19 protein-coding genes and 1 CRISPR repeat array are annotated in these 19,744 nt (G+C 38.6%); of the genes, 9 read left to right on the top strand and 10 right to left on the bottom strand.

Annotated features, from left to right (window positions below):
- Window positions 1–79 precede the first annotated feature (79 nt).
- Both ACOWPH_RS30325 and ACOWPH_RS30320 read left to right on the top strand, forming a co-directional pair.
- Window positions 80–805, top strand: coding sequence for a hypothetical protein (locus ACOWPH_RS30325; RefSeq protein ID WP_015217599.1), 726 nt, complete (start codon window positions 80–82; stop codon window positions 803–805).
- 70 nt (window positions 806–875) lie between these two features.
- Window positions 876–2,498 carry a TrbI/VirB10 family protein gene (locus tag ACOWPH_RS30320; protein WP_015217598.1) on the top strand — a complete coding sequence of 541 codons (1,623 nt, stop codon included), beginning with the start codon at window positions 876–878 and terminating at the stop codon, window positions 2,496–2,498.
- Window positions 2,499–2,537: 39 nt separating this feature from the next.
- On the opposite strand, the gene ACOWPH_RS30315 is transcribed toward ACOWPH_RS30320, so the two are convergent.
- Window positions 2,538–3,518 carry an IS701 family transposase gene (locus tag ACOWPH_RS30315; RefSeq protein WP_081593666.1) on the bottom strand — a complete coding sequence of 327 codons (981 nt, stop codon included), beginning with the start codon at window positions 3,516–3,518 and terminating at the stop codon, window positions 2,538–2,540.
- Between the two features lie 205 nt (window positions 3,519–3,723).
- Between ACOWPH_RS30315 and ACOWPH_RS30310 the strand changes: the two genes are divergently transcribed.
- A complete protein-coding gene (locus ACOWPH_RS30310) occupies window positions 3,724–4,440 on the top strand; it encodes a hypothetical protein (protein ID WP_015217597.1) in 717 nt (238 codons plus the stop codon).
- Window positions 4,441–4,476: 36 nt separating this feature from the next.
- On the opposite strand, the gene ACOWPH_RS30305 is transcribed toward ACOWPH_RS30310, so the two are convergent.
- Window positions 4,477–5,919, bottom strand: coding sequence for a hypothetical protein (locus tag ACOWPH_RS30305; protein WP_015217596.1), 1,443 nt, complete (start codon window positions 5,917–5,919; stop codon window positions 4,477–4,479).
- Between the two features lie 217 nt (window positions 5,920–6,136).
- Between ACOWPH_RS30305 and ACOWPH_RS30300 the strand changes: the two genes are divergently transcribed.
- The 5 genes from ACOWPH_RS30300 (at window position 6,137) to ACOWPH_RS30280 (ending at window position 8,536) form a co-directional block, all read left to right on the top strand.
- Window positions 6,137–6,379 carry a helix-turn-helix domain-containing protein gene (locus tag ACOWPH_RS30300; protein WP_015217595.1) on the top strand — a complete coding sequence of 81 codons (243 nt, stop codon included), beginning with the start codon at window positions 6,137–6,139 and terminating at the stop codon, window positions 6,377–6,379.
- Window positions 6,380–6,568: 189 nt separating this feature from the next.
- A complete protein-coding gene (locus ACOWPH_RS30295) occupies window positions 6,569–6,895 on the top strand; it encodes a DUF5674 family protein (RefSeq protein WP_015217594.1) in 327 nt (108 codons plus the stop codon).
- The gene (locus ACOWPH_RS30290) at window positions 6,892–7,239 is read left to right on the top strand and encodes a hypothetical protein (RefSeq protein WP_015217593.1); all 348 of its coding nucleotides are present in this window, start codon (window positions 6,892–6,894) and stop codon (window positions 7,237–7,239) included. The genes ACOWPH_RS30295 and ACOWPH_RS30290 overlap by 4 nt, the downstream gene beginning before the upstream one ends.
- Before the next feature lie 3 nt (window positions 7,240–7,242).
- Window positions 7,243–7,581: a hypothetical protein gene (locus ACOWPH_RS30285; protein ID WP_015217592.1), complete on the top strand. Its 339-nt coding sequence runs from the start codon at window positions 7,243–7,245 to the stop codon at window positions 7,579–7,581.
- 233 nt (window positions 7,582–7,814) lie between these two features.
- Window positions 7,815–8,536 (top strand): IS1 family transposase gene (locus ACOWPH_RS30280; RefSeq protein WP_422665768.1). Its coding sequence is split into 2 segments (ribosomal slippage): window positions 7,815–8,259 and window positions 8,259–8,536, totalling 723 coding nucleotides; the frame shifts between segments, so codons are not numbered across the junction.
- Window positions 8,537–8,561: 25 nt separating this feature from the next.
- Here ACOWPH_RS30280 and cutA read toward each other — a convergent pair.
- Window positions 8,562–8,765, bottom strand: coding sequence for a divalent-cation tolerance protein CutA (gene cutA / locus ACOWPH_RS30275; protein ID WP_015217591.1), 204 nt, complete (start codon window positions 8,763–8,765; stop codon window positions 8,562–8,564).
- A gap of 151 nt (window positions 8,766–8,916) precedes the next feature.
- Between cutA and ACOWPH_RS30270 the strand changes: the two genes are divergently transcribed.
- On the top strand, window positions 8,917–9,288 hold the full coding sequence (locus tag ACOWPH_RS30270) for a hypothetical protein (RefSeq protein ID WP_015217590.1): 372 nt from the start codon (window positions 8,917–8,919) through the stop codon (window positions 9,286–9,288).
- Window positions 9,289–9,619: 331 nt separating this feature from the next.
- A CRISPR array of direct repeats spans window positions 9,620–13,127; the repeat unit is 37 nt; unit sequence GTTTCAGTCCCCTTGCGGGGATTAGTTATATCGAAAC.
- Window positions 13,128–13,335: 208 nt separating this feature from the next.
- Here ACOWPH_RS30270 and cas2 read toward each other — a convergent pair.
- The 7 genes from cas2 to ACOWPH_RS30235 are packed head-to-tail and all read right to left on the bottom strand — an operon-like array spanning window position 13,336 to window position 19,697.
- Complete coding sequence (gene cas2 / locus ACOWPH_RS30265; protein WP_015217589.1) at window positions 13,336–13,629, bottom strand: CRISPR-associated endonuclease Cas2; 294 nt, start codon at window positions 13,627–13,629, stop codon at window positions 13,336–13,338.
- Window positions 13,626–14,603, bottom strand: a complete 978-nt coding sequence (gene cas1d, locus ACOWPH_RS30260) for a type I-D CRISPR-associated endonuclease Cas1d (protein ID WP_015217588.1) — start codon at window positions 14,601–14,603, stop codon at window positions 13,626–13,628. The genes cas2 and cas1d overlap by 4 nt, the downstream gene beginning before the upstream one ends.
- A gap of 3 nt (window positions 14,604–14,606) precedes the next feature.
- Complete coding sequence (cas4, locus tag ACOWPH_RS30255; RefSeq protein WP_015217587.1) at window positions 14,607–15,191, bottom strand: CRISPR-associated protein Cas4; 585 nt, start codon at window positions 15,189–15,191, stop codon at window positions 14,607–14,609.
- Between the two features lie 6 nt (window positions 15,192–15,197).
- Entirely contained in the window at window positions 15,198–16,223 is a 1,026-nt protein-coding gene (gene cas6, locus ACOWPH_RS30250; protein ID WP_015217586.1) for a CRISPR system precrRNA processing endoribonuclease RAMP protein Cas6, read from the bottom strand.
- Entirely contained in the window at window positions 16,201–16,953 is a 753-nt protein-coding gene (locus ACOWPH_RS30245; RefSeq protein ID WP_015217585.1) for a hypothetical protein, read from the bottom strand. The genes cas6 and ACOWPH_RS30245 overlap by 23 nt, the downstream gene beginning before the upstream one ends.
- Complete coding sequence (locus ACOWPH_RS30240) at window positions 16,934–17,896, bottom strand: DevR family CRISPR-associated autoregulator (RefSeq protein ID WP_015217584.1); 963 nt, start codon at window positions 17,894–17,896, stop codon at window positions 16,934–16,936. The genes ACOWPH_RS30245 and ACOWPH_RS30240 overlap by 20 nt, the downstream gene beginning before the upstream one ends.
- Window positions 17,889–19,697 carry a hypothetical protein gene (locus tag ACOWPH_RS30235; protein ID WP_015217583.1) on the bottom strand — a complete coding sequence of 603 codons (1,809 nt, stop codon included), beginning with the start codon at window positions 19,695–19,697 and terminating at the stop codon, window positions 17,889–17,891. The genes ACOWPH_RS30240 and ACOWPH_RS30235 overlap by 8 nt, the downstream gene beginning before the upstream one ends.
- Between the last annotated feature and the right edge of the window lie 47 nt (window positions 19,698–19,744).

The following is a 19,744-nucleotide window of genomic DNA, read 5'->3' as shown; positions in this document are numbered from 1 at the left end:
ATTAACAGTATTTTCATTACTTGGTCACTATGGCTACGCCATGCAAGCTATCAGAAATTCAATCTGACTGAATCTAGCTATGGAAATCAAACGAATTCAAGCACCGCTGCTGCCAGAATCAAAAAACTTATTAGCTCTGTGTTTTTTATGCTTGACTGCATTTAACGGGCTAATTCTATTATTAACATTGTTCACTGCTTTCAAAATTAATAAAATTGCTGAACGCAAAACAACCTTTGCTCAATTGGTAAACGGTGAAACAATTTACGTTTCTGAGCAAGAGCGCAACTGGCGCTATGCAGCAGTTATTCAAAAGGTTGTTAGTGACTGGACGATTCTCACATTTAACTGGGACGACAAACTCACTGCTACTAATCAATCGGATCAAGGTATTCAAGTTGGTAAAAATGGGCGTATCCCTACTAATACTTGGTTTGCTTCCCTGTTGCTAGAACCAAAATTCGCCCAAGCTTCTTTACCGAAGATTGCTGAATTAGTTCCGACCGGGGTTTTCACAGGACAGCTTCGCAGTACAACTATTATTTCCTATCTTTCAGAACCAAGAGCAGTACGACTAGGGGAATGGGAAATAGACATGGTTGCTACCCGCATTTTAGTTGACCGCACTACTGGCAGAGATGAGCGTATTTCTTTCAACCGCACATTTACTGTCCAAGCAGTGGAAATTCCTCGCTCTCCGTTAGGAAAAAATGCCCCGCTGGTAGAGCAGAAAATTTATGAAATGCGCTCGTCTGGGTTGCAAATTATCAGAATGGTTGAGTTCAATCCTCAGCAACGACGTTAAGCGATTACTTAAACGTGGGTTCCCTTCTGCCTCCTGAATTGACCTCTTCATCAAGGAAAAAACTAAAATCATGGACAATTCCCATCAAAACCACGAATTTGACTCCTACGAAAATTCGGCTAATTATTCCTTAGAATCACATACTAATAATGGTAATCATCGTTCTACCCAAACCGCTGTAGATGAGGAAAATATCAGTCCTGAAGAGGAGCAAAAGCTGGCAGGCCATAACCCTACTACAAATCAACTTATCTCTCAAGAATATCGCTTGAAACAAGATCAAGAAGCAGCAGTAGAGCGACCGTTAGCAGAAAAACCAGGTGTCCGTCTGGTATCAGTAGTCACTTTGGTAGGAATAGTTATTGCTTCTGGTTCAACGCTCTGGTTTGGATTTCTGCAACCGAAACCTCCTGCTAAACAAGTAGCAAAAACGAATGATTCTTCTCCCAGTAGTGAACCAGTTTTAGATGAATCTGCTGAACTCAAAAGCCGATTGGCGTTTCAAGATCAACAGCAACAAATCAATGTCAAACCAGTTCCTACTATATCTCCCAGTCCAGCATCACCAGCTAAACCACAGCCATCACCACAAGTTCGTGCAGTGCGGCAGACTGTTGCACCGCGCACTACTGCTGTTAGAGTTGCTGAACCTGCACCCAGAGTGATGCGGTATTCTTCCCCAGCTTCTGTAAATTCGCCTGTGAGTCATACAGTCCCACGAACAATTCAACAACCAGTACAACAAGCTGAAAATGATGTTGATCCTTTACAGCAATGGAAGCAATTAGCTAGTCTCGGACAGTCACAAATTAGCAACTCAACTCTGTCAACTCAGGAAAAACCGACAGCATCGACAGCAAGTAATCAAACTCTCAAAACTTTAAAACCCACTACACCCCCTCCTCAAGAGACTGAACTGCGAACAGTTTTAGTTGGTTCTAAAAGTGTTGATAGTCAAACTGAATTAACTCCAGGTATGATGGGTATCCTCAATCGTACCCCTGTAGATTTAGTCAATTCCAATGTAGGCAGCAATAAGGATGTAGCACTGGGTACATCTGTGCGGGGTAAAGTAATTATGCCAATGATATGGGACGAGGGTGGTAATAATCCTAATGACCGCTTTGCTGTGGAGTTAACCGAATCTCTCAAAGCTACAGATGGTACAGAGGCACTTCCGGCTGGTACTGTTGTCGTCGCTCAAACTACAGCTGTAGGTAAAAGAAATAATTTGGTTTCGGCTAGTGCGATCGCATTGGTTTATCCTAATTCCCAAGGTACGGTTAAACAGGAAACGATACCAGCTAATACGCTATTAATTCGGGGTGGAAACAAGCGCCCATTGATTGCTCAAAAGCTCAATGATGTGGGGTCAGAAATTGCTCAACAAGATTTATTGGTGGGATTACTCAGTAGTTTGGGGAAAGTGGGTAGTATTGTCAATCAACCCCGGACTCAATCTAGCACTGTTGTTGCCAATGGCACTTTTAATCAAAGTACTGTTTCTAGCACCGCTGACCCGCAAATTTGGGCGGCTGCGTTGGAAGGATTTTTCAGCCCAGTGAGCGAACGTTTATCGAGACGGTCTGACCAAGCAGTGCAAGAATTATTACAACGTCCTCAGATTCAATTTCTAAGAGAAGGTACGGAAGTCTCAGTTGTTGTTAATAATTTCTTGAAAATTGAACAATGATAGGACTTACGCATTGACAAAAAATAGCATCTATGTAGTCTAGATAATGGCATCCTTGCGAAGGTTGGCAAAAATATGCTCACGGACAACAGAAGTAAACAGATTCCTCTGTACTTCATACCAGTTGCTAATTATATTTTCAGAGCGCATAAACTCCAATTTCACAAATGCTTGAAGTGAACAAAATATGTGAGTTTTGATTGCACAGGTATCTCTAACCATGAATCGACAAATTCCACATACTTGTTTTATGGCTCGATGAAATGTTTCAATACCCCAATGGGTATCATGAATTGTGACGAAGGTACTTCTGGTTATGTCTTTGATTTTTTCCTCATCTGGCAGATATAAAATATAATGTCTAGAGTCTTCTTTTTTAAAGTCTTTCCTAAACAACTTTATAAATCCAAATTCTTTCAGATGAGTTCTTAATCCTTCTTCAGGAATATCCAAAATGCCTACTTGGCAATACTTTTGCGGCTCATTTGAAACAGTTCTATTTTTTTCAATTCCGAATAGGAAACCCAATTTCTGGTTTTTTAGAAATTTTAAGTTTTCTACTCCTGAGTACCAACTATCTCCTGTTACCATTCTGGGTTTGACTCCCCAGCTTATTATTTCACTTACCATTTCTCTAAAATAATCGTTTTTTGTTTTTCCCTCCTTTTTATCATATATTCTGTAATTAATTGGCACTGAATTACCATTAATATCGCTGTAATATAGAGTGATTAAATTTAAGCCAATAATAGTTTTATGGGCTTTCCCTGACCAAAAATAACTGATTAATTCCGCATTTTTAGGGTCGCTGTAAATCTTTTCTATGACTGTATCATCTACACTTAATATCCCCCCTACCAGATTGATAATTTTCTCTATTATGCTGAATAAATCTTTTGGTTCATATCTCTCTCTCAATAAAAAGCGATTGACACTATCATGTGAAACATCTCCCAATATCTCGGCTAACCTACTGCACCCTCCATACTTTGGCTCTGACAGCAAAAATAAGGTGTAGATGTCTAGATTGCATTGTGCTGTCGTTCGCGTTAGCGTTGCGTAGCAAGGGTTTAGTAATTTCTCTCATTTTTCCATACCCATTACTAGACAACCCTTATTTATCAATGCACTATTTTGTTATTCTGTCAATGCGTAAGTCCTAAATGATAGCAATTTGGTATAAATCAAATTTTTAATCCAAAATCTAAACAAAATCTAAATTGGTATGAAACCATTTTTTGCTTACGTCATTGCCACTAACACATTAATATCCGGTGTGACAGCACCTATTGTTCAAGCACAAACTTCTGCCTATCGCGTGCTAGAAAGGGATACAGCTGCAAACACTCTTATTCAGGTTCAAGTTACTCCAGGACGTGCTACACCTATCAGCTTTAATCAAACTGATGAAACAATTTCCTATATTTTGGTAGCAGACCCTTCACGACTGGTCTACACCACAGATACAGATTTAAAAACCGGACAAGCTACAACCATTTTTTTGAGGGTAATTAAACCGCTGAAATTTCCTCAAGCTACCACTACTGCTATCACTAATTTACTTGTCCAAACTGTAGATGAAGAAGGACAAAAGCGACTCTACAATTTTGATATTATTCCCCAGCGGGGAAAATCTGGGTATGTCGGTATTCAAATTGCCAATGCAATTCCTGGACAGCAAAAATTATTAATAGATAAAAATCGTCAAGTTACAGTTGATGATATTGAAACTGGACTAAAAACTGCCATTAACCGTGGTTATACTCACAGCAATGACCCTATTGTTTCTAAAGTACAAAAGTTTTTAGTTTTGTTACGCACTCACAAAGTCACTATTCCCGAAGTAGCTAAATCTGTTGATGTGCCACTAGCAGTAATTTCGGAGTTAGGAAAAATGGCAATTAATCAACGCTATTGCCAAAAGCTTATTCCTGGTTGTTAACTTTAATGGCTACATAAAATATCCAGAGAATATTACTTAAGTGATAACCTCATTGATTTTCATCTCCTGAAGCAAAGTTTTTAATTGTACAAATTGCTCGACAATTTCTGTTTGGTTTGAATTCATCTCGTTTGTATTAGTGATCAAATTGACAATATTCGTTAATTCAGCTTGTTGCTTGTGGTTAACAGCTTTGAGTTGTGCAACTTCTTGTTCTCTAGTTAAAACCACTTCATTTAATCGCTCAACTTCTGACATCAATGGCGCAATTGTTGCTTCTAACTCTGAATTAACTACCGTTGCTGCTTGTCCAGAAAATGTGTTCTGCCAACTGTTTTGACCTGCTCGTTCTAATGCTTTCTCTAATTGAACTACCCGTTGTTCTAATTGCTGGTTTTTAATAGAGAGATTCTGCACTGTGACCAACTGTCTGTCTTTTTCAATTAACTGCTCAATTAATTTCTCCTTGTCTTGCGCCATTTTTTGTGCGTGTTCCTGAGCAGCTTTTAACTCTACTGCGGCAGCTTGAAGAGCAGCATCACGAATTTCAGTAAATCTAGCTAGTTCTACTTCAGCTTGTTCTCTTTCTTGTTCTGCTAAAGCTTCAGCAATCTTTTGTTCTACCTGTCGTGCGGTGAAAGTCTCTTTTGGACTAGTCTTGCTCCCGCTCTGATTCGATAGCACTTCTAATTGAATTTGTTCTGGTTTAAACAATGTTTTGGTGAAAGATCCCTGGGCAACCACATGGTCTAATAGCACCCACCAAGATTCATTGTCATTTGCCTTCCATTTGGCGGTAATAATGCCTTTGTAACCCTTCCAATCTCCATTAACCACAACAACTATCCGCATACCAGGAGCCAATTCTGGTGCATCTATTCTTTCGTTACTGGCAGTAGCAACAATGGTGGAATTAGTTTTTTTGGCACTGGTTGCAGTTTTCTCTGTTGTTGCCTTGACTTGTGCCGCTGTTTTCTTGCCAGAATCTACCAGTTCTTTGATGAGGTGATGAGCTACTTTAGTCAATTGGCTCAGGGCTGCAACGCTCCAATTTTGGACTTTTTCTCGTACCAAGCGTTGGATTCGCTCTGGTAGTTGGTCAAACCAAGTGTAAATTTTCATTGCTGAGGAAGCAATATAGCGAGATGCGCCAAAATCGTTACTTTCAAGCCAAGTGTGAAAAACTTGTTTACCGTTTGGGCAAAAAGCAAGGCAGTCGTAGTAAAGATCCTGTAATGCTTTACCACTGGCTAGTAATCCATCAAAGGTCTGACGGACAAAGCCGATAAAGTTAGCTAGGGTGGTTTTGGCTTTGTTTTGCAGTGCGGTTTCTGCAAATTGGTTGTAATCAAAGCTGTAATTGAGCGCAAATGGGGCAATGGTATCAGCTTGTTTATCAATGTATTGCTCTAATTTTTGCTGTGCATTTGCTTTGATATCGGCTAGAGCTACCCTAAAAACCTGATTTTGTGTCATCATAGTTTTGACCTCAAATGTTAGGTCTGGTTTTTAAAAGGCGATCGCGATCTTTGGACGGAAGGCGATCGCCTTTGTTTTGCATAACTATATTATACAAGCTATAGCTTAACTTTTACAAAAGATGGTTGTATTAATATACAAAAACTTGAATTTTTATAAGCCAAGCTTTGAATTATTTATACCTGACAGGAAATAGTAAAGTTAAGATGTTGAGTTTATGATTAAAACTTTGATTCGCTGGAAATTGAACGAGATTATGGCTAGACACCGAGTCAAGGGTAAAGACCTGGCTAACTACTTGGGTATCAGTGCTAATGCAGTATCTGCGCTACGAAAAGCTGAGATTGTGCCAGAAATTGGAGGTAGCAGATGGGAACTCATCTGTCTGGGTATCAACGAATTATCTAAAATTGATGAAACTATCAGCCCATTGGACTTAATTGAATACGTTCCTGACTAAGTTGATTTTCTCTTTCGCCAAGTATCCTTTAAGAATTTCTAATGATATTGGCGATAGTTTCTCTTTTCTTATGTCATCTTATTTTTGATATTATTCTGAAATTTTACCATTTCAATAACTGCTATAACTATTCTATTTTTTATGCAAAAACTTCAATAAATTAAGGTAATAATACAGGAGTAAATTTAATTGATAGAGATTATTCGTGGTCGTGCCACACCAGAGCAAATTGAACAGATGTTACAAGAGTTAAAGTTTTATATAAAGGTAGCCGTAGACCTTGAACGTCGGGTTTTAGCTGGTGGTGGTGAAATGCACTTTTACTGTGAACAAGCACTATTAGAAGATGGTAGTCTACAACAGGATATCTGGGCAGCTAGTTTTAGACCAGAGAACAAACAAATAATTTATGAATCTATGGTGAATCTACGTCCTAGACAAAACCGTTCAATGGAAATTCAGGACGCTAAAATTAGAAAACAAGTTGCTTTAATTATTATGGAGTTCCTGGGATGACTAAGTTCACTACTTTACAAGCCACATTTATTAAGGATGATGTTTCTATCAGGTTAAATAATTTAAATAATCACTTAACACAGATTCAAGCGTTATCACAAGACCCTGCTAATAATGAAACAGTTAAAGCTTTGATTAGAGAGACAATCTATTTTATAGAATGGATAGCCCCTGATATAGAATTTGACCATGCTTTTGAGTTGGCTAACTTAGCACGGTTTCTAACTCGTTGGTTATTTAACGTAGAAGCCTGGAATCACACAAAAACCGAAAATCAATTTACTCACGAATTAGAGAATTGGAATAACAGGATATTACAAATATCACAATTATTAGGTGCATAAATTATGACTCAACCATCATTACCTCAACCAAAATTAGAACCTAGTGGAATTACTTCAGACCAATATTTTGAATTTACTCCAGAAAAACTAGAAATGAGTAACGGATATCTAGGTTACGGTGGACAAGATAATTTAGGGTTTCATTTAGCAGTGCTTACCAATATGGGGTTATTAACAGCAATACGGAATACCAATTTATCATTGTGGGTAGAAGCCCTGGACTGTGTGATGAGAGAAAAATTAGCAAAAGTTGATGCTGAACCAGAAGTAGCAGAAGCGATGTTAAATAGATTCAATCAGGCAATGTTAGACCTAGAAGCAATAATAGATTATTTAGAATAAAAATACACAAAAATATGGAATAACTGAGTTGGTAGTGGTAAATATGTAGTGAAATCTTATATTTTCTAACTCAAATTATTCATTTGTAGCCGTTGCAATTTGAATTACATTTAACCAACTAATTGAAACTCCTCCAAAGTATAAAGTTTCTAAATATATGATTTAGCGAGAACGTGTTAAGTGTTATATGTAGTATAGTATCAGTGTTTTTAAATTCAACTATTTCAGTATTGATGTCAATCTCCAGACCTACTTGCCCCAATTGTGGTTCTCAACACATTGTCAAAAATGGGAAGATTCATAATCAAAAACCAAAATACCAGTGTCAAAACTGCAAAAGACAGTTTATAGAAAATCCCACTAATAAAGTTATTAGCAAAGATACTATAGAACTGATTGATAGACTTTTACTTGAGAAAATACCTCTCGCAGGTATTGCTCGTGCTGCTCGTGTTTCAGAGACTTGGTTGCAAAAATATGTGAATAATAAATATGCCCAGATTCCGACTCAGGTAAATGTTTCAGCCAAACCAAGAGGTAAATTGACTATTGAGTGTGATGAGGCTTGGTCATTTGTAGGTCATAAGGGTAATAAGCAATGGATTTGGTTAGCTTTGGATAAAAAAACTAGAGAAATAGTTGGAGTTTACATAGGCGACCGCAGTGAAGATGGCGCTAGGGATTATGGAATTCTCTACCACCAGTTTATCGTCAATGTGCTGTTTGCTATACAGATTTTTGGGCAGCTTACGCACAAGTTATTCCTAGCAAACGTCATCAGGCAGTAGGGAAAGAAAGTGGCAAGACTAACCATATTGAACGCTTTAATAATACAATGCGTCAAAGAATTTCTCGTTTGGTTAGAAAGACTTTATCCTTCTCTAAAAAGTTAGATAATCATATTGGTGCTATCTGGTATTTTATTCATCATTATAATTCTTGTTGTAGCGCCTAATTTTATTATCACTACATATTTACCACTACCCTTCAAATAAATCACGGCGCGATTTCATAATTAAAATAGCTTCTTTTTCCACCTGTAATTCACCGTTCCACCAATAAATACTGTCCATACCGTCAATTATGTTGGCACAGGCAGCAAGACGGGCTTCTACTACGGCTTTACCTACATTAAGGGCTTCAGCACGGTCTTTACAAGTGACGTAAACAAAAATATATTCCATCTTTATAACTATTAATATTAGTTCGTCTAAACAGTTATTATATCTGCTAGGGGTGGTAATTTAAGAACGAGGTAGAATGCGATAGTGTGGAAGTCCCGCCATAAGTGATAGCAAAGTAAAATAGATTGAATAACAACATTAACAGTAAAGTATGGCAGACTTGAGTGGTGCATGGCTGGGGACTTACTGGCAGCAGGGAACGCCGACCCGTTTTGAAGCAACTTTTATTCAATCTGGTAATACACTAGCTGGTAATATTCTGGATAACAGTTATTTGGGGGAAGCTTGTTTAAATGGTGAGGTAATTGGACGACGGGTGCAATTTACCAAACAATATCTGCTTCACAAACAAATGCCAGTAAATTATCAGGGTACTATCTCAGGAGATGACGATTTTATCCAGGGAATATGGGATTTAGGTAACTTTGGCTCTGGAAACTGGGAAGCTCATCGCAGTGGTGAAAACCTGAATCTAGAACTGAAAAATCGTTTGGAAAATCGAGTTCCAGTATCAGTAAAGTAATGCTCAATTTTTTGATGATTTTGATGTTGGGGCGATGCCTACGGCGTATCCCTTAAGGGACTCGGTCGCGGCGCGTGTCGTAGACAGACGCTCCGCGAACGAAGAGAAGAGAGCGAAGCTATCGCTAATTTTAAATACTGTGCTGCAACTATGGTTCTAATCGTTTGATTAACTTAGCAGTAGCAGAGGTAGCCCGGAAAGATTGACCATTGTACAAAAATGTCAGTTGATGTAATTTTGATTTAGGTAATTGTGATTCACACTGGTCATCACTGCTTCTGGTAAGACCTTTTGCTAAACATGGCAAACTCCTTTGGCAATAGTGAAAGCCGTTTCAGTCCCCTTGCGGGGATTAGTTATATCGAAACAAGATGAGTTATTTATTTCTGTTCTTAATTGGATTGTTTCAGTCCCCTTGCGGGGATTAGTTATATCGAAACTTTTGATAACTAGTGCCTTTATGTTGGGACTTGATTGAGTTTCAGTCCCCTTGCGGGGATTAGTTATATCGAAACTAGTTACATACAACATAATCAATTAGATAGATAATGTTTCAGTCCCCTTGCGGGGATTAGTTATATCGAAACCTACAATGATGGATTCATGTTGTCTATTTTACATTGTTTCAGTCCCCTTGCGGGGATTAGTTATATCGAAACCAATCACTACTATTTTGATAAGGCAATTAATAGGATAGCATGTTTCAGTCCCCTTGCGGGGATTAGTTATATCGAAACCCGACAGCCGCACCAACTTCTTTAGCAACTAACTTTTGTTTCAGTCCCCTTGCGGGGATTAGTTATATCGAAACCGCTAGGCTTGAAAAATCTTCTAAGTCTGCGAGTATTGTGTTTCAGTCCCCTTGCGGGGATTAGTTATATCGAAACTCTTGATTGCTAATGCTATTGCAGATATGGCAAGAAGTTTCAGTCCCCTTGCGGGGATTAGTTATATCGAAACAAGTCATGCTTGACAAGGGTTATGGGTTTATGTTAGTTTCAGTCCCCTTGCGGGGATTAGTTATATCGAAACTACTGAAGCTTTTAGATCGATAAAGGAAGCTTATTAGTTTCAGTCCCCTTGCGGGGATTAGTTATATCGAAACTATAGGTGGCAAAGACTTCTCAGATTGCTTTGTATCTCGTTTCAGTCCCCTTGCGGGGATTAGTTATATCGAAACCGCCAACGGTGGCAATAGTGTTGTCTATGGCTGTTTGGTTTCAGTCCCCTTGCGGGGATTAGTTATATCGAAACCATTGGACTTAGCAGAAAGAAACCGCTTCGATAGTTGGTTTCAGTCCCCTTGCGGGGATTAGTTATATCGAAACTCACCTGTATTGCAATAATTAGTCATATTCTTAAGTTTCAGTCCCCTTGCGGGGATTAGTTATATCGAAACTATTTTAAATGCCAGAGCAGCATAGTACATTTAGTTTCAGTCCCCTTGCGGGGATTAGTTATATCGAAACTTTCTGCGACATTCATCTTGACAAACAACAAGCTTTTGTTTCAGTCCCCTTGCGGGGATTAGTTATATCGAAACGGTTGGCGGTGATTCTAAAGATGTTTGGATTCTCTGGTTTCAGTCCCCTTGCGGGGATTAGTTATATCGAAACCAGGGTTTTCCACCATAAACCAACCCTGGAAGAAATGTTTCAGTCCCCTTGCGGGGATTAGTTATATCGAAACTAAATTTAATTATTAAAGATCATGGCTGATTTTAAGTTTCAGTCCCCTTGCGGGGATTAGTTATATCGAAACTTCTTAAATCATTTGTTGGCAATCTTTCTGAAATTGGCGTTTCAGTCCCCTTGCGGGGATTAGTTATATCGAAACTATATCGCTATCCTCGCGTATTACTATATAACGATATGTTTCAGTCCCCTTGCGGGGATTAGTTATATCGAAACGGCAAGGGTCAAGACATAGAGAAACCCGAACCATTGTTGTTTCAGTCCCCTTGCGGGGATTAGTTATATCGAAACGCTTGAGGGGGATTTAATAGGCTACATTTACGCCAAGTTTCAGTCCCCTTGCGGGGATTAGTTATATCGAAACATTAAAAGTTCTTTTGCTTGTTCTTCTGTCATTTTCTCGTTTCAGTCCCCTTGCGGGGATTAGTTATATCGAAACCCGGTTACGACGGTTTGGGGGATTATTTTTTTAGTGTAGTTTCAGTCCCCTTGCGGGGATTAGTTATATCGAAACATTGATTGCTTGTCAGCAAGAATATCTTTTGATTTTTGGAAGAGTTTCAGTCCCCTTGCGGGGATTAGTTATATCGAAACTGAAGAAACTAACCTACAAAATGAGTTAAATTCCTGTTTCAGTCCCCTTGCGGGGATTAGTTATATCGAAACCTGCTATTTGGCGATCGCACTCAATCCCCCAGATATTAGTTTCAGTCCCCTTGCGGGGATTAGTTATATCGAAACTATAGCAGCGAATAACAGAGAGCTTGGAATCAGAGATTTAACGTTTCAGTCCCCTTGCGGGGATTAGTTATATCGAAACTTATGTTGAGATCTTCGCCATCGGTTAGTAGGATGTTTCAGTCCCCTTGCGGGGATTAGTTATATCGAAACTACGCACAAAACGGTAATCAGCAGCTACCTGACTAGTTTCAGTCCCCTTGCGGGGATTAGTTATATCGAAACATAGCTCATCTAGTAGAATTGCCAGACAGCGAGGGTGTTTCAGTCCCCTTGCGGGGATTAGTTATATCGAAACATTTAAGAGATATTGCCACCATTGTACTTGATTGAGTTTCAGTCCCCTTGCGGGGATTAGTTATATCGAAACCCCCTATATCACTATCTATAGTCGTATCTATAGTAAGATAGTTTCAGTCCCCTTGCGGGGATTAGTTATATCGAAACTAAAGCTGGACTTCGCCTATTGTTGTATTCCAACTGAAGTTTCAGTCCCCTTGCGGGGATTAGTTATATCGAAACTCGTCCAGAAACTTGTACCTTGCGCGCCATATGCGTTGAGTTTCAGTCCCCTTGCGGGGATTAGTTATATCGAAACACTCGCATCACCCCCTGATCCTCCTCCTCCAGAACGTTTCAGTCCCCTTGCGGGGATTAGTTATATCGAAACATCAAAAGATTACAGAGGAAGATTGATAAAAAGAGGTTTCAGTCCCCTTGCGGGGATTAGTTATATCGAAACATCTAAATTCTATAACATCCAGAAACAAGAAGAATTGTTTCAGTCCCCTTGCGGGGATTAGTTATATCGAAACTTTGGATCACTCTAACCCTTATAAACTATAGACAAAGCGTTTCAGTCCCCTTGCGGGGATTAGTTATATCGAAACTGTTGGTGTGTATCCTTTTAATTCCTGCATTGTCTTGTTTCAGTCCCCTTGCGGGGATTAGTTATATCGAAACGAAACCCTACCCCAATTCATACGGGAAATATTTACGCTTGTTTCAGTCCCCTTGCGGGGATTAGTTATATCGAAACCAAGAAAAAAGGTAGTTGGTCTGGTAGCAGTGGTGAAACGTTTCAGTCCCCTTGCGGGGATTAGTTATATCGAAACTTGGCTCATCTGCCACAGATGAATATTCTGATCTAATGTTTCAGTCCCCTTGCGGGGATTAGTTATATCGAAACTTAGGTCAATAAAAATTTTTTCTGTGTGATTGTAGCGTTTCAGTCCCCTTGCGGGGATTAGTTATATCGAAACAGCATCGGTCTAACCGCAGAACAAGACGATAAGAGTTTCAGTCCCCTTGCGGGGATTAGTTATATCGAAACTTAGAAAGCTTCGCGAAGTACGTAGCTGAATTTGATTGTTTCAGTCCCCTTGCGGGGATTAGTTATATCGAAACCCCGCCATCTGAAACACAGTCTAGGAGCAGACTGTAGGGGGGATTTTGGCAGACCTCTCAAAAAACCTCATTTCCGGCTTTGGGTTAACTGCCAACTGAAACTAATGAAACGCTGAAAGTATTCAATTATCAAGGTTCTGGCGATTTGGCGGATCTCCAGGGTTTTTGACCCCGCTCTAGGTCTGCCAAAATTTAGCTGATGTATTCATCATATAATTATTGCTTGTTCTTGTCTAGGTACTTCCGAACCATAGGTGATAGTTCTTTTCACACTACCAGCATCTAGTACATACATCCTAATAGAATCTTCATCAGGCTTAATCAGTTTTTCTATCTTTGTTTGTAGTGTAGCAAACTGTACCGCACTCAAGAAACATTCAAACACACTATATTGAGTCCACTTACCATAACCACTCAGCATTTTATGTAAGCGAGTACGCCGCTTATTTGCAGCTTTATTATCAGGTAAGTCGTAAATAATCAGATAAAACAGTGTAGTCATCTTAGTGATAAAGGTTTGTAGGGAATACCTTCTTGTAAATGACGACTCAGCAACCGTGCTTGTAATTCTATCGCTCGTCGGTAGGTGCAACGATAATCAAACACAGGATGTTTAAATTCATCATTCATTTTTTTATCAAAAGCTTGCAAAAAAGTTTTTCTCGCATTGTCCTTCAACCGATAAGCACCCAAACTTTCGTGAAAATCTTCGGGTTTAATTTCGTGTTTATGCAATAACGACAGCACCAAATTATCAGCAATTAAAGCCCGAAATTCTTCCATTAAATCTAGCACCATTGCCGGTTGACCATGATGAACTTCATGCAAATAACCGATATAGGGATCTAAACCAGCGATATGTACACCAGCCATAACTTGACCTTGCAATAAAGCATAAGCAAAACTGAGTAAAGAATTTACAGGATCTGTTGATGGACGACGATTTCTGCCATTAAAAGTCCATTGTTTACCTACCATACGCTGCCAACAAGCAAAATATTCCCTAGCAGCTAAACCCTCAACACCCCGCACCTGATCTAGAGTTTGTTGAGTTTTTACTAAGTTTTTACGTTCTTTGAGAGGATTATCTTTTTCATTATGTCGGTACAACACATTATATTGATTATGAATTTTGGCGCTAACAATTGCCTTCACTAATTCCAAACGACGCACAGAATCGTGATAAACTGCATACTGTGCTAATCTCAGTTGACCGTTACGAGAAGACTTAGGTAAAGCCGAACCCAAGTATTTACCAAAACTAGAAAGATAATGCACTGGCATTCCTAATTCTAATGCGTAAACAAAAGCATCGCCGGTAACTTGGGGATTACCCATCAAAATAACTTCGTTTACAGTTTGAGCAGCAACCTTTCGTTTCTTCCAAGAACCATCTTCTTGTCTCAAAGCAACTTGAAAAGCTTCATAGTCTTTGCTTAAAACAGCATCAGGTTGAATAACATAAAGAGTAGTCATAATTTAATAATCTTGACTTTGTAATTGTTTGACTTCAAAAGGTAAGCAAATGCCTTGCAAACTGCATGATTCACATTTTTTGGTATGATCAATAGGTCTAGGCATTTTGTTTTGACTAGCAACATGAGCTAGAGCGATCGCTTGTTCTGTCATTTGCCGCAGTTGTGGTGTAAAAGCTACAGTCTGTCTTCTGCGGTTGGCATGGTAAAATATATCGCCATAGGTAATAGTGCGTCCCGTGCGTTCTTCTAGACATAAAGCCGCCGCACAAAGTTGAAAATGGTCGTTTAGGTGCTGTGCCATTTTTCCCTTCTTGTATTCCACAGGCACAAGTTGACTATCGTATTCTTCTACAGCATCAATGATACCGGAAACGTGCAAGCGATCGCTCCACACCCATTGTTGTTGATGAATCAGTGTTTCCCCATCCTGAAAAGTGCCTTCTTCATTGATATTACGGTGGACATGACGACCTAAAATAATATGTTCATTGTCTTCCATTTCACCTAATACATATTCCAGGTAAAATCGACGTGGACAATATTCCCAAGCATTCAAGTAAGCTAGAGGTAAATAATCTTCATTCATTGCTAGTTATTGGTTTTTTAAAGCAGTTTGTCCCATACCCATAGCTGTTTTTCGTCCCACTCCAGAAAAGACAGCAAAGTTAGCTAAAATAGTAGCAATTCTGGCTTGTTCGGGGTCTGAAAACCGATATTTAACCCAGCCTTTAGTACCAATTTCTGCACCAGCTTCCATCTTCAAAGCATGGGTTTTCAGTTCAAAAGCAGAAACTAAACCTTGCCATTCAACTTGAGGAAATTGCAGTTCTACTGGTGCAAATTTGTTCCAACGACGTAAAAGATTACCAAATACTAACTCTGGCAGTGGAAAAGGTTGAATATTCTGATTCTGTTTGAAACTTGTAGGAGAAATAAACTGTAATTCAATTGTATTTTGTAATGGTATTTCTGCCAATTTTTCAAAACTACGAGACTGTATAATATTTATCCATTTACCTAATTGACAAGGGACTCCAGCTAAAGTAATTTCACCACCCAAATTACTACTTAATCCCCAAAGTAGCGGTGCTAAAAGTTCTGGTTTTAACAGCGTAATTCTCAACTGCATTCTTTGCCGTGAACTGTATTGTATTGCCACAGTCATTGGCAGAATATTGTGTTGATGTAAATATTCAGCTAAAGCAGCGTCAGCATGAGCAACCCATTGAAAAAATTGAGCATGAATAGCCCTTCCTAATGTTGCTGGTAATGGTGCATTAGCGGAAATTGAAACCAGAATTATATGCAGGGCGTTAGAATCGACTTCCACACCTGTCGGTTGATATGGCTTGTTTTGCCACTCTAAAGACGGGGAGACTCTGCCCCTACATATATGTTGACAGATTGATTCCATTAATTGCGGATATAATTTTGAGTCTGGCAGCACAGGCATGATTTTAGTAATGCCATTATCAATCTGTAAAGGTATCCAAATTGGGACAAGTTGAGTATCTGATAACCAAGATTCTAAAGTGACAGAATTGATTAATTTTGCATCTTGTCTCAGGATTAAAGTCATGCCAGCAAACGTAGTTTCAATATCTTTGGTAAATGTCATAACGGGCGCTGGTAGCGACGAGTTTTAATGGTAAAAACCCTGATTTAATTACTCGGTCTTTATCGAGTTGAGCTTTATCAGTGGAAAAAGGATTAATGCGATTAAAGGTAGTTTTTTCACCTAAATCATCCATTAGTTGGATTGTAAAACCAGTTGCAAAATTTGGTTGAAATAATGGTTCTGAAGTTTCTTGCTTGAAATCAGGTAAATATTGAAAAAAGCAACTGCGTTTACCAAAATAATTAATTTGAGCAAATAACTGTTCTAGTTCCGATACGTGACTTCCCGCACTACAACAAATTTGCAAATGTCCTTGTAAAAATACCCATTCCCGAAATACAAAACCATCTTGCATAGGGATAGTTGGACGAGTTTTATCTGCTTTATCGGCAGTTTGGTCGTAATAACGCAGTTTATAACCATTGCGATTGACAACCAATTTTTCTGGAGGCCAGATATAAATTGTTAAATCTCGAATCCAGGTAAATTCGGTTTTAATCCATTGGTCAAAGTCTCTTTGATGATGTCTCCCCTGACTTTCTAACAACACTTTCAACAATGCCATTTTGATAGCATAGGGAGTAGGTACTAAATTAGACCTTGCTGCCATGCTAGTAGCATCAGAACGTTTGAGAGAAAATAGGCTAACAGGTTGATATGTTACAGTTAGCCATGTAGTTACGGTTTCTGATATTGGGGAAGATTTTGATTTAGGAGATTGCTTCGGCATTTTCACTATCCCAAGGTAGAGTTTGAGCAATCAAAATTTCAATTTGGTCAGCAAATTCAGCCATATTTTCAAACTTAAAACAACGGATGGTATCAGCACCATTGATGTTATTTAACGTAGCTGCTAAACTGTCAATTTGGGTTTTATAACTTCCTTCTAGAGAACTAATCATTGGTGCAGGACAACGACGACTACTAACAGTAATTACACCTTCAAAGTTATCAGGATGGGGTAAATGTGTATTGCGTTTTGCACCATTAGGTTGTAAATAAGTATAAAGCACACTTTTGAGCAAAGCGTCAAGACGTTTTTTACGTTCAGAAACATCAATGCTGTAATTAAAAGTATGGGGATTATAACCAATCCGAAAAGCCTCAATATTTAAGACGGTGGCATATAAACCGGAACTGACTTGCACGTTATAGGGAGTAGGATTATCTACACCGTATTTAGCATGGAAGTAACTTTGAGTTTTGACCAAATTCGGTAAACCAACAACTGCCCCAAATTCAATTACAGAATCGCGTTTTAGGGTTTGTCCACCTTTAACAGTCACCATGAAACCTTCTAAATCGCTGATGGTGCAGAGTTGAAGAACCTTGCCAGTTTTGGCAGCTAAATCAGTGTCTTTGTCTGTAAAAACTGAGAGATTTTTTTCTAGATCATAACCAATTCTATCTGGATTAAATTGTTTACCACCCTCAGATAAACTCAGTTCAGATTCTAAAGCAACACGGTGTAGATGTTCAGATTGAATATGTTTGAACATATCCCCAGAAATACCATTTACATACTCAGGTTCATCCATGCCATCCTGAATAATATAATAACGTCGAGTTAGGGATTGATTACCCTCGTTACCTTCGTTATTTAAAGCATGAAGCTGTAAAGATAGTAAACCACTAATTGAAATTGAGTAAACGGGAAATTTTGCCTTAGTCATTTTCGGATTCTCCTTCTTCAATATTATCTACTTCTGTTTCTGATTCATTAGTCAAATTGGTTTTATCTGCTTCTTTAGATTTACCCCAACCTTTAGCATAACCATAGGCAATTAATAAGTTAGCCACTAAACTAGAACCATGATTTTCAATGAGAGTTATAACTCTATCTAAATCATCTTTTGTAGTCCAAATACGGCGGGGTTTACCTTTCTTTTTGAGTTCTTCATCAATGCGGAGATTTTCGTTTTCATAACTGGCAATAAAGGCTGATAATTCAATGATAAAATCCTTTTTAGAACCTGCTTGACTGCTCAAACGTTGTGCTAAACCATAGATTCTATCCCAACCATGTTCATCTTTTCCTGCATAGACAGTGGCACTATTAATAGCCTTAGCAATGCGTAAAAAACCAGGGTCTTCAGTGATGTCTGTTAAATTTAATTCTTGGTCATTTTGACGATGCTTAAAATTCTTCACCATGAGATTTAATCCATTGAGAGAAAATAAACGGGGAGGTCTAGCTTTAGGGTCTGCTAAACGTTTCACAACATAATCGGCATAACTAACTTGAAAGCGAAAGAAATTTATGAGATTTGTACCAGTGAGAAAATCCCGATAAGCTGCTAATAATTCACTGTGTCCTTCTTCCGCAGATAAGGTAGTGATAACTGATAAATGTTCGTTTAAAACATTGTGATAATCTGTGAGTTCTTGAGAGTTTTTAGGACTAATCCAACCTGGTAAACCTAAACTAAAAACTTCTTTGACACCATAAACTTGACCCTTTGAACCAAAGTGAGTACCAATAAAGTTACTAACAAAGTGATTAACTGGTTGCCAAATATCAAATTCATCAGGTTCTATGTCTGTTTGGACTTGATGATGATTAAGTAACTCTCGACAGAACAGCAATATTAATTCAGAATCAAATCTAGCAATGCCATGACCTCCAGAAGGTGGGTTAAATTTACGAAGTTGATTCAACACCTCACGATATTTATTTAACGGAATATCTTGTGGTTCAAAGGCAACAACACGCCAATCATAAACTCGTTCTGCTATTTTTACCCGTTCCGCTATACCAAAGGTAAATAAACCCCCAGCAATCAACCATAAACTTAACCAATCTGCTTTTTGAGAATCTACTTTATTACTATCTGCTTTAATTCGATTCACCCCTTGAACAGATGTAGGTAAATAAATTTTGACGGCACTGGCTGTTTCTGGTAATTTCTGTCCAGTAGTTTGAGTAAATAACTCATTTACTAAGCTATTAACATCCTCTATTTCTTGGCTAAAAGCTGTAAATAAAGCAACCAACAAAGCCCCATAATGGTCTTTAATTTGCCATCCTAAATACCACAATTCGTTATGATTGCGGTCATGACGCATGGAAGTAAGAATTACGCCATTTTGGGTACTAGGATGAGGTGGTTTTGGTGCATCTTCATTAAATTCAACTTTACCCCGTTGTTCAAATACATAGTTGCGGTAAAGTTTTCGTCTTTCGCTTTCCTCCACTGTGTTAAAAGTATCTGTTTCCTGCGGTATTTTGCTAATGTCGGTTTTTTGACCTTTGACTGGTGGGAAAGAATTGGTATAATTGAGTTTAGCTACCAGTTCTAAATTTATAGGTTGTTTTAACTGAAGACAGTAGCGTGTTCCTTGATCTAAAAGTTGAATTGCACTTTTTTGGTGAGTGGCTTTCAGTGCATACTCCGCAAGCTGTACCAGACCTAGCATCAGGAAAGTGTCAGCATAAGTGCCGAATTTTTTGGTAACAAATAGCTGCTTTATCATCTGGTCTTCAACCCATAGGAGTTGTCTACTTCCAAACAGTATATACC

This window comes from Anabaena sp. PCC 7938, assembly GCF_049315035.1.
GTDB classification, from domain to species: Bacteria; Cyanobacteriota; Cyanobacteriia; order Cyanobacteriales; family Nostocaceae; genus Anabaena; species Anabaena cylindrica.
The sequence above is the reverse complement of the archived record's forward strand: the minus strand, read 5'-3'. Positions and strand labels throughout refer to the sequence as shown.